The sequence below is a fragment of the uncultured Mycobacterium sp. genome, from assembly GCF_964249325.1.
Lineage (GTDB): Bacteria > Actinomycetota > Actinomycetes > Mycobacteriales > Mycobacteriaceae > Mycobacterium.
Genome location: NZ_CAXUCH010000053.1, coordinates 1 through 10761, shown reverse-complemented (window position 1 = coordinate 10761; position 10761 = coordinate 1). Strand labels below are relative to the sequence as shown.

Genomic DNA, 10761 nt, shown 5'->3' with positions numbered 1-10761 from the left:
GGCCGCTGTCGGACGGCGTGACCGCGTGGATTGCCGCGCCGCTGCTGTTCATCGGAGCGTTGTTCGGCGTGCTGCTGCTGACCGGGACCACGATCCGAGAGATCCCCGAGACGCTGCGGGACATGTTCGGCACCCGGATCTTCCCCGAAGCCGAGTACGACGGCGCCGATGATGCTGTCGCTGAGCCGTTTTCCGACGGCTACGACGGCGACGACGAAGCCCAAGTGTGGCTCCCAAGCGATGATCCGATCCCCCCGGACGACACTCCCACCATCCCGGAGCCGACCGCCCGTACGCGCCGTCGCGCCGCCAAAGCGGCTCCGAAGCACGAAACCCTGCCGCTGGATCGGGTGGTCGAGGGGCCATACACGTTGCCGTCGATGGACCTGCTCATCAAAGGCGATCCGCCGAAACGCCGCAGTTCGGCCAATGACCGCATGGTCGAGGCAATCACGTCGGTGCTGCAGCAGTTCAAAGTCGACGCCGCGGTCACCGGCTGCACCCGGGGGCCTACCGTCACCCGCTACGAGGTCGAGCTCGGACCGGGGGTCAAGGTGGAGAAAATCACTGCGCTGCAACGCAACATCGCCTACGCGGTGGCCACCGAGAGCGTGCGGATGCTGGCCCCGATCCCCGGCAAGTCCGCCGTCGGCATCGAAGTGCCCAACACCGACCGCGAAATGGTGCGGTTGGCCGACGTGCTCACCGCGCCGTCGACGCGGCGCGACCACCATCCGCTGGTGATCGCGTTGGGCAAAGACATTGAGGGCGAATACATCTCGTGGAATCTGGCCAGGATGCCGCATCTGCTGGTCGCGGGTTCTACTGGCTCCGGTAAATCGAGTTTCGTCAACTCCATGCTGGTGTCGCTGCTGGCGCGATCCACGCCCGAAGAGGTCCGGATGATCCTGATCGACCCGAAGATGGTGGAACTGACGCCTTACGAAGGCATTCCGCATCTGATCACCCCGATCATCACCCAGCCCAAGAAGGCCGCCTCGGCGCTGGGGTGGCTGGTCGACGAGATGGAACAGCGCTATCAGGACATGCAGGCCTCCCGGGTGCGTCACATCGACGACTTCAACGACAAGGTGCGCTCCGGGGAGATCAGCGCACCGCTGGGCAGCCAACGCGAATATCGGCCCTACCCATATGTGGTCGCGATCGTCGACGAGCTGGCCGACCTGATGATGACCGCGCCGCGCGACGTGGAGGATGCGGTGGTGCGGATCACCCAGAAGGCCCGCGCCGCTGGTATACACCTGGTGCTGGCCACCCAGCGCCCGTCGGTCGATGTGGTCACCGGCTTGATCAAGACCAATGTGCCCTCGCGGTTGGCGTTCGCGACGTCGTCGCTCACCGACAGCCGGGTGATCTTGGACCAAGCCGGCGCGGAGAAGCTGATCGGCATGGGCGACGGCTTATTCCTGCCGATGGGCGCAGGCAAACCGATCCGGCTGCAGGGCGCATACATCACCGACGAGGAGATTCACGCCGTCGTCACCGCATGCAAGGACCAGGCCGAACCGGAATACACCGAGGGCGTCACCACCGCCAAACCCACCGGCGAGCGCAAGGACGTCGACCCCGACATCGGCGACGACATGGACGTGTTCCTCCAGGCCGTCGAACTGGTGGTGTCCAGCCAGTTCGGCTCAACCTCGATGCTGCAGCGAAAACTCCGCGTCGGTTTCGCCAAAGCCGGTCGGCTGATGGACCTGATGGAGACCCGGGGGATCGTCGGGCCGTCCGAGGGCTCGAAAGCGCGCGACGTGCTGGTCAAGCCGGATGAGCTGGCGGCTACGCTGGCGTCCATCCGTGGCGTCGAGGGACAGGGACCCGAGTAGCGCCGGGCGTACCGGTCAGGCGTCGATCACGACGCGGCCGCTTTTCGCCCGGGACACGCAGACCAGCATCTCGTCGTCGCCCTCGGCGGCGCGGCCGCGGCGATCGACCTCCCCGGCCAGCACTTTGACCTTGCACGTCCCGCAGAACCCTTGCTGGCACGAATACGGGGTCGCCGGGTCACGGTCGAGCATGACGGCCAGCGCCGACCGGTTCGACGGCACGGCCAGCACCCGCTGCGAGCGGGCAAGTTCCAGCTCGAAGGGAATGCCGTTGACCACCGGTGGCGGGCTGAACCGCTCGTAGTGCAATGGCGCGTCGGCATATTCGTTGCGTGCCACGCGCACCGACTCGAGCATCCCGCTCGGCCCGCAGACATAGACCGCCGTCGTGGGGTCGGCGCCGGCGAGCACGTCCTCGGCAGTGGGCAGTCGGCCGCGCTCGTCGTCGGCCCACACCGTGACCCGATCCGGTGCCACCGCCACCACCTCGTCCAGCAGCGGCATGTAGTCCCGACTGCGACCAACATAGACTGCGCGCCAATTGATTCCGTGCTGCTGCGCCAGCTGGATCATGGGCAGGATCGGCGTCACTCCGATACCGCCGATGACAAACAGCACGTCCTTCTCGTCAGTGACGAGGTAGAACGCGTTGCGAGGGCCTTCGAACACCAGCGTGTCGCCCACGTCGAAGGTGTCGTGCATCTCGACCGACCCGCCGCCGCCATCGGCGATCCGGCGCACGGCGATGCGGTAGTCGGTGCGCCGTCCGGGCGGCCCGCACAACGAATATTGCCGGCGCCGCCCTGAGGGCAGCCGCACATCGATGTGCGCGCCCGGTGTCCACGACGGCAGCAATCCACCGTCAGGGTCCGCGAGCGTCAGCGCGACCACGTCGGGGCAGAGCAGTTCGCGTTTGGTCACCACCGCCGGGATGGTGCGCTGCACCGGTGCGACCCGCGATGGCGTCCACCGAGACGCCGACGCCAAGCCGCCGAACAGAGCACCCACGCCCCACAATGCGGTCAGCATGCGGTCACGCTTGCGACGACCGTATAGGTCGGCGGGTCTACTGCTCCAAATAGTCTGAGGCACAGTGCATTCCTCGTTTAGGTTGTTGCGCGGCGACCCGCTGCGCCCGGCTCCGCCGCGCTTGCGATCGCCGCGGTCGGTCGAATGTCGAAGCGCGCGAAGAGCCGAAGCATGGAGGGACTGATCCGGCGCAGCGCGTACCCGACGCGGGACTCGGCTGCGATCGGCAACACCGCCGGGCCGGTCTTGATCGCCTTGACGATCGCCTTGGCGGTGGCTTCCGGGGTGTAGTTGCGGCGCCGATACGCGGCGTCGGCCTTCTCCCGCGCCCGCTCCTGCTGCTCGGCTGTCATCCCGGCGTAGACGGTGCTCCTGGCGATATTGGTGTTGACGAAGCCCGGGCACACCGCGGTGACTGTGATGCCCTCGTCGGCGAGGTCGGCGCGCAGTGATTCGCTCAACGCGAGCACCGCGGCCTTCGTGGTGCCGTAGGCGACCATGGATTTCGACGGCAGAAACGCTGCCGCCGACGCCACGTTGATGATCGTGCCGCCCTGGCCGCGCTCGACCATCTGGGCACCGAACGCCCGGCAGCCGTTGATCACCCCGCGGACATTGACCGCGATAATGGTGTCCCAGTGCTCCGGCGTCGTCTCCAAGAACCGGCCTGCGATCCCGATGCCGGCGTTGTTCACCAGGATGTCGACCACGCCATACTTGCTAAGTACTTGTGCGGCAAGGTTGTTCATCGCAGCGTCGTCGCTGACATCGGCCTGGTAGACCGCGGCCTCGGCCCCGAGTGCCCGCACGGCCTCCGCGGTCTGTTCCGCGGCAGCCAGGTCACGGTCGACGATCACGACGGCACGGGCGCCTTCGCGGGCCAACTCCACGGCGGTGGCCCGGCCGATTCCCGCACCAGCCCCGGTGACCAACGCGAGTTTGCCGTCGACGTCACGCGGCCCGGTGTGCACGACCGACTCGCCCCCGCCAGACGCGCCCTCGATGACCCGGTCGACCCACTCGCTGGTGAGCCGGGCGATGACGTCGGGACGCGACGTCACCACCCAGTGGCCGCCCTCGATCGGGACAACCCTGCTGCCGGCCGGAATCGAGCCGGTGAACCGCTGCAGGGGAGGCGAGACGAAATAGTCCTTGCGCGCTACCAGCACCTGCACCGGGACCGCCGTCTGCGGGAGCTGCCGCGGCGGCGCCAGCATCGGCGCCGGCATGTTGGCGCGGTACAGATTGAGCCCGTTGAGGTAGTCACGGGTGGACCGGTACGCCGGATGACGCTGGCTGCGAGTGCTCGATCGGCCGATACGCTCAACCGCCTCGAAGACTTTCACCGTCGCCCTGGCCCGGATCGCGATCTCCGGCAAACCCGGGCATAAGAAGAACCAGATATAGCTCGAGGCCAGGATCTGTTTGGCGACGTCGGCGACGGCGCGCGGCGTGCGCGGTGACCGCAGAAACTTGCCCGCGTAGTTCAGGTGTGGTCCCGAGATCGACGTGAACGACGCGATTTTGCCGCTGACCGAGTCGTCGGTGACCGCCGCCCAGCATTGGATGGAGCCCCAGTCGTGGCCCAACAGGTGGACCTCGTCCACCCCGATGCTGTCGACCACCGCGCAGATATCCGAAACCAGTTGCGGGAACCGGTATCCCGACCAGTCTGCCGGGGCCGAAGACTCACCGGCCCCGCGCACGTCGTAGGCCACGAAGTTGTAGCGCTCACTGAGTTTGCTTGCGACCCCGTCCCATACGTGGTGGTTATCGGGATAGCCGTGGACGGCCACGATGGTCGGGCGCCGCTGGTCGATCTCGCCGTACCGGTGCACAGCCAAGGTGACGCCGTCGGTTGCGGTGACGGTGGTGGTCGTGCCAGCCACTAGGCGCCGCTCCTCCTCATCGCTTCGCCCTGCATCGTCGTCGGCGCGAGTGCTCAGTGCGACGCGCGAGCAGCGGGCGACGTGGCCAAGTACTCCACCGCACGTCCCACACCGCCCAGCTGGGACGGGTGAAAACTCGGCTTGTAGTACGCGCCGATGACCCGCAGGAACTCGAATGGCCCGGGCACCAACCCCCGGCGCGCCGCGCGGAAGTAGTCGCGCCAGCGGGGTTTGGTGCCCGCCGGCAGGTGAGGGTCGACGGAGTACATGAATCGCACGCCGCGGACGAACAGCCACAGCATCGCCGGTGTCACCAGCAGCTGGGTGCGCACCTGCCGCCAATACCCGGCGCGCAGATGCTTCATCGTGTCGAAGGCGACGGCTTTGTGTTCGACTTCTTCTGCACCGTGCCAACGCAGCAGGTCCAGCATCACTGGGTCGGCGCCGAGCGCATCGAGTTGCGGGGTGTCGAGGATCCATTCACCCAAGATCGCGGTGTAGTGCTCGATGGCCGCCACGATCGACACCTGCTCGGCCAACCAGCTCTGCCGTCGTCGTGCGCTCCACCGTGGCCGGTCGCCGATGAGCTTGGTAAACAGCCAGCGGATCTGGTCGGTGAACGGCGTCACGTCGATGCCCTTGGCGGCGAAGTGCTCGAGCACACCGGCGTGCGCTTGGGAGTGCATGGCCTCCTGGCTGATAAATCCCTGCACGTCCAGCCGCAGCTGGTCGTCCTGGATCAGCGGCAACGCCTTCTTGAACACCTCGACGATCCACTCCTCGCCGGCGGGCAGCAGCAGGTGCAGCACGTTGCAGAAGTGAGTGGTGAAGGGCTCGTTGGGCACGTAGTAGAACGGCAGCTTCCCCCAGTCGAATTCGACGTCACGCGCCTGCAGGACGATACGCTCGTGATCCAGCGACGCGTCGTGCGGACCCGCTGCCTGGTCATCGACAGTGAACATCGTTATGACCTCCCTTGTAGTAGCTAGGCTACTGCGTCGCCGTCGAGGATCCCCCTCTCCTCCTCGGTGATCAGATGCTCCCGCCGCAGGAACCGGACCAGGTCGTCGACCGTCTCGGCCAGCGTCGGCTCGTGCCGGTGGACCTTGGCCAGCGCACGAGCGCGCTTGTACTGGGTGTTGTCGTAGCGCTTGTCCCGCATCGCCTCGATCTTGCCCGCCGAACGGGTGAGGAAATCGACCAGCGGATAAAGCGGATCGCGCGGCGTGCACCGGCGGTTCACCTGCTCGGTGAACGACGGAATGTCGTGGTAGGTGAAGCGGTAGCCGTAGCGTTCGGACAACAGCCGGGTGACGTCCGTGAGGTTGTAGTAGTCATCCGCGGTCATATTGAAGACATGACCGCAGACAGTGTCCTCGTTCGGAATGCCCATCAGCGCCACGATGTGATCCGCGATCAGGTCTGCCGGCAGCAGGCTGACCTGGTTGAGAGCATTGGCGGCCACGCCGTGCTCGATCATGAACGCAGTGAGCCGCACATAGATGTCGTCCTGGCTGCCGTAGCCGGCGCTGGTGGGGGAGATCAGCGACGGCCGGTAGATGCGCACGTCGAGTCCTTTTCGCTGCGCTGCGAACGTCAGCTGCTCGGCGACCCACTTGGTCTGCGAGTAGCCGAAGTCCAGACCGCTCATCTCCTCGTTCGCATAGTCTTCCCCGACCACCGGCAAGGTGCTCCAGCCGTAGATGAAGGTGCTGGAGACCAGGTGGAAGGTTTTGCGGTGCGCCGTCATAGCCAGACGCAACAGCTCGTACGTGCCGGCCACGTTGGTGGGCCGCAGGGCGTCGTAGGTCCGGACGTAGTTGACCAGGGCGCCGTTGTGGACGATGACATCAACATCCTCGGCCAGCTGATGGAACGCGGCCTCGCCGATTCCCAGGTTAGGCTCGCCTAGGTCCCCGCAGACGACGCGCACTCGCGCCCGGATCTCGGTTTCCAGGGCCGGTGACCATAGCTGCGCCCGGCGCAGCGCGGCCACGATGCGGTCCAGGCCATGTGCCGCATCATTGGCGCGGACCAGCGCGTGGACGGTGTAGGACGTCTGGCCGAGCAGGCTGCTCAGCAGGAACGGCCCCAGAAACCCGGTCGCGCCCGTCAGCAAGATGTCGCGTGGCGCGCCTTCTCGCGCGGGTGGCAGCTCCGGCAGCGGCAGCTGTGCGTCGGCGCGCATCCGCGCGGTCTCGTATTCCTCGTACTCGACGGAAATCTGATCCAGCGCCTGACGCAGCTCATTCAGCGGCTGGCCGGAGCCGTCGGCGAATCGGCGCATGAGCCGGAAGAACTCGGCGACCGTCAGGCGCTGGAGCAGGCGAGTGTTGACCTCCTCGGCCAGCTCTCCCGCGCCGTGCTCTTCCAGCAAGGCGTGCAGGTCCGATCGGAGCTCGGCCAGGGCCAGCGAGTCGATGCCGAGATCGGCGAAGGAGCACTCCTCGTCCCCGGTGAGGTCATAGCTCTCGACGAGATTGCGGAAGCGTTCCAGCGGACCCGCGGTTGTGTCCGGCGCCTCGCGGTTCTGGTGGGTGTAGCTCGCCAGTACGGGCAGTTTCCCGTCGAGCCAGAGCTGACGAGTCTGCGCGCGCCTGATCTTGCCCGAGGTGGTCTTGGGAATGCTGCGCGGCGGCAGGAACACGATGGTGTGCGGATCGACGTGGGCGTGCCTGCGGATCGCCCGCGCCAGGACTTTGGCGTCGGGGAGTGCTTGTTCGTCCCGCACCTCGGCGGCCACCACCAGCACTTCCTGGTCGTCGCGCTCGACCGAGAAGGCGGCGACGCAGCCGTCGCGGACTTGACCGGCCGACCGCTCCACGATCGCTTCGATGTCGGAGGGGTAGCAGTTGACCCCGCGGACGATGATCAGGTCCTTGGTGCGGCCGCAGACGAACAGCTCACCTTCGTACAGGAAGCCGAGGTCGCCGGTCCTCAGGTAGGTGTGTTCATCGTCGCCCGCGATGCGGGCTTCGAACGTCTCTTCGGTATTCTCTGGGCGGCGCCAGTAGCCGCCCCCTTTGGATGCCCCGGCCACCCAGATCTCGCCGATCCGGCCCTCGCGCAGGTCTTGTCGCGTTTGAGGCTCGACGACGCGGACCGTGTTCCCGACAAGGGGCTTGCCGCAGCTCACCACCGGGGCCTGGTTGTTGTTCGCGGGCAGGGCCTTTTCCACCCGGACCAGATTTTGCGCCAGCCCGCGCTTGTTCAAAGCCAGCGTCTGGCGCCCCTGGAGGGACACGATCAGGGTGTTTTCGGCCAAGCCGTATGCGCCCGTCAGCGCGTCGGGCCGCAGACCGTAGGGGGCGAACCGCTGCCGAAAACGTGTGAAGCTCTTGGCCCGCAGCGGCTCGGCCCCGATGACCAAGCTCTCGAGGCTGCTCAGGTCGATCCCCGCCAGCTCGGACTCAGGCAGCTTGTCCTCACGCAGGCAGTACTCGAGCGCAAAGTTGGGCGCCGGCGTGTGGGTGGCGTGCACTTCGCTGATGAGACGAAGCCAGGCAGATGGCCGCTTGAGGAAGTCGAGCGGCGACATCGCATGCGTGGTGCCGCCGACCACCAACACAAACAAGTAAGCGGAAATCAGCCCCATGTCGTGGTGCTGCGGCAGCCAGCTGACCGCCACTTCACTGCCCGTGAAGGCAGCGGCGTTGGCGATGATGTTGGCGTGGCTGACGATAACCCCCTTGGGATCGCTCGTGGACCCGGAGGTGTACTGCAGGAAGAGCACCGGGCCAGGCGTATCCGCTACCGGGCCGCCGCCGAAGTCCTGGGTGCCGTCCGTGGCGAACCACGGCAGTTCCGGGGGCTGCTCGGCGTCCGGCCAGGGCAGCCCGCCTGACCGGTAGCCGAGCAGCTGGCGATAGTCGTACTCGAACTGCTTAGTCGACAGCACCGCCTTGGCCTGGCAGTCCCGCGCGATGAAGCTGAGCTTGGCCAGCCCCGATTCGAAAGCCATTGGTAGAGGAGGACTGACCGGTACGGCGATCACCCCGATACGCGCGCAGGCGATGAATGCCGCCACCATCTCCAGGCCCGGCGGGTAGACCAGCAGCGCCCGATCTCCCCGCCTCAACCCCGCTTCGGCGAACAAGTAGGACGCCAGCTCACGCGTCCGTTCGGCGAAGCTTTGGTAGGTGTAGTGCTCGATCTCGCGGCCGTCGACGTCGACAAACCGGTAGAGGATCTGGTCCGGCCTACGCTGTTCCCAGGTCCGCAGGTAGTCGATAAGCGTCTCCATCGTCGGAGTATCCCCTTTCCAGGTCGGTCTCGACCGAGATCAACAGAACAACTTCGCTCACTACGTCAGTAATATTGATCGTACCGCCGGTAAGGAATGTCAAGCAAAGCTGCAGAACGCTTTATAGCCACTATACATCCAGTTCACAACACTCTCCCAGGCTAATTAATCATTCGGTAAGTGAGCGGTAGTCTGCGGGGTCCGACGGCACTACTTTCCGGCGAATGCCAAAGCGGCGCAGACTCGCTGAGCAGGCCTCTCCGTAGATACTGGTATCAGTAGATCAGAACGTATCGCTCCAGCTGACAGCCGCGTGCAGAGCGTAGATACGGGGATACTGACCTACGGATCTACTAATTCCCGTATTTAAGTATGATTCGCAGAGGCGACGTTGCAGAAACCGTCTGCTATCGCGGCGATTAAAGAACTAACGCAAACGAAACTCGGACTGGTTTTGTGGTTTATATCATCACAATTCTGACACTTTAGCAATTGTTTTGATTATTTCCGAAGTGATTGGTTTCCCATGGTGCTCGCAGCAGCTGAAGTGAGGCGTTGCGGGGGCTGAGAGTACGGGTACGCCTAGGCTGCATCGCCACGCCGCCTGGCGGGCCAGATCGCCGGCCGGGTCGACCCTCCTTGCGCCCCGCAGCCAGGGCCAGACCTCACGTCCGTCATTCATGATCTACGGACGCACTGAACTGATATACTGACATACTGAATACTGCCGTTCAGGGGAGGTCGCCACATGAACGCCGACGCGGACCGGTCGCGCACACACGCTGCTACGCCACTTACTCCCGCCGTTGCGGCGGCGCCAACCGAACCCGTCATCCTGGGACGAACACGCGTCACGAAAACACGCCGAACCGTCGACCTTTCACCCGCCCAGCACCGCGCGCTCGACATCTGGCAGCGCGAGGCCGCCGACCGGCTCGGGCTCGCCCGCGTCACCGGACAAGAGGTGCTCTCCGCGCTTGTCGACCAGCTGTTGAGCGACCCCAAACTCTCCGCCCAGATCACGCGCGCCATCCGCGCTCGGCGATGAGCTCACGGCGGATCGCTTCCGTTGGTGTCACGTGTGTTTTGCGCCGGGGCGGAGTCCCGCATTTGAGCCGGTGACCTGAGCGATGCGGATGCGCGGCCCCGCCCTCGCCGTGAGCTTGACGATGCCGGCGAAACGCTCACCATCGATAATCGGCGATAGCGGCTCGTCCTCGGCCTCGATGCTCATCTCCCGGCCGTTGATGTCACGCACCGTAGAGCCGTGGACCGTACCTTTAGTGAGCGCCGCGGGAAGCTGAACGGCGATCAGCGATGGTCTCAACTCCCCGGCTTGGAAATGCAGCGCACCAGGTGCGGATGCCTTTGGGAAGAGTCGGAACGGACCGCCGATACGGAGGTCGATCGCGCCGGCATGCAGCAACCTGTGTGCGCGCGTGGGGACCTCCTCGCCGTCGATGACGACGCGCGCGTGCGTCGGCACGAACAGCTGGGATGCCCAGTTGTCTCTGTTCAAGCGGCCGGGAGCAACCTTGCCGGTTAGGTAGTCGCCGAACAACCGAGCGATCACTCGAGCGACGGCCCCGCGGCCATGCTCGGGGTTGGCGTAGTACTTGTCGTAGAACCGGTTGCCGACACCCCCGGCGGCGAGCCCGAAGCAAATGCGGTGGAAGCTCGCCCCTTCCGCGGTTTCACCATCGAGTTGTAGCGTGTCGAGCCACATTTCGGGCGGAGGCTGATCGGTCTCGGC

General features: G+C 65.6%; 5 protein-coding genes and 2 pseudogenes (1 of these 7 only partly in view). 2 read left to right on the top strand and 5 right to left on the bottom strand.

The window, feature by feature from the left end; translation table 11 throughout:
• Positions 1-1847, top strand: a pseudogene (locus ACFE99_RS09505) (DNA translocase FtsK); it begins 657 nt to the left of the window's first position.
• A gap of 15 nt (positions 1848-1862) precedes the next feature.
• Here ACFE99_RS09505 and ACFE99_RS09500 read toward each other — a convergent pair.
• The 4 genes from ACFE99_RS09500 to ACFE99_RS09485 are packed head-to-tail and all read right to left on the bottom strand — an operon-like array spanning position 1863 to position 9008.
• On the bottom strand, positions 1863-2939 hold the full coding sequence (locus ACFE99_RS09500) for a PDR/VanB family oxidoreductase (RefSeq protein WP_375484597.1): 1077 nt from the start codon (positions 2937-2939) through the stop codon (positions 1863-1865).
• Positions 2940-2953: 14 nt separating this feature from the next.
• The gene (locus ACFE99_RS09495; RefSeq protein WP_375484595.1) at positions 2954-4765 is read right to left on the bottom strand and encodes an SDR family oxidoreductase; all 1812 of its coding nucleotides are present in this window, start codon (positions 4763-4765) and stop codon (positions 2954-2956) included.
• A gap of 53 nt (positions 4766-4818) precedes the next feature.
• Complete coding sequence (locus ACFE99_RS09490) at positions 4819-5727, bottom strand: metal-dependent hydrolase (protein ID WP_375484593.1); 909 nt, start codon at positions 5725-5727, stop codon at positions 4819-4821.
• Between the two features lie 23 nt (positions 5728-5750).
• Entirely contained in the window at positions 5751-9008 is a 3258-nt protein-coding gene (locus ACFE99_RS09485) for a thioester reductase domain-containing protein (protein ID WP_375484591.1), read from the bottom strand.
• A 748-nt stretch (positions 9009-9756) separates the two neighbouring features.
• Here ACFE99_RS09485 and ACFE99_RS09480 point away from each other — a divergent pair.
• Positions 9757-10056 (top strand): hypothetical protein, encoded by a 300-nt coding sequence (locus ACFE99_RS09480; protein WP_375484589.1) that lies wholly within the window; start codon positions 9757-9759, stop codon positions 10054-10056.
• A 27-nt stretch (positions 10057-10083) separates the two neighbouring features.
• Here ACFE99_RS09480 and ACFE99_RS09475 read toward each other — a convergent pair.
• Positions 10084-10761: pseudogene (locus tag ACFE99_RS09475) on the bottom strand (retinol dehydrogenase); the annotation flags it as partial.

Excerpts from the sequence above, each read along its gene's own strand:
- ACFE99_RS09490 (WP_375484593.1), bottom strand. The coding sequence starts at position 5,727 with ATGTTCACTGTCGATGACCAGGCAGCGGGTCCGCACGACGCGTCGCTG.
- ACFE99_RS09485 (WP_375484591.1), bottom strand. The coding sequence starts at position 9,008 with ATGGAGACGCTTATCGACTACCTGCGGACCTGGGAACAGCGTAGGCCG.
- ACFE99_RS09480 (WP_375484589.1), top strand. The coding sequence starts at position 9,757 with ATGAACGCCGACGCGGACCGGTCGCGCACACACGCTGCTACGCCACTT.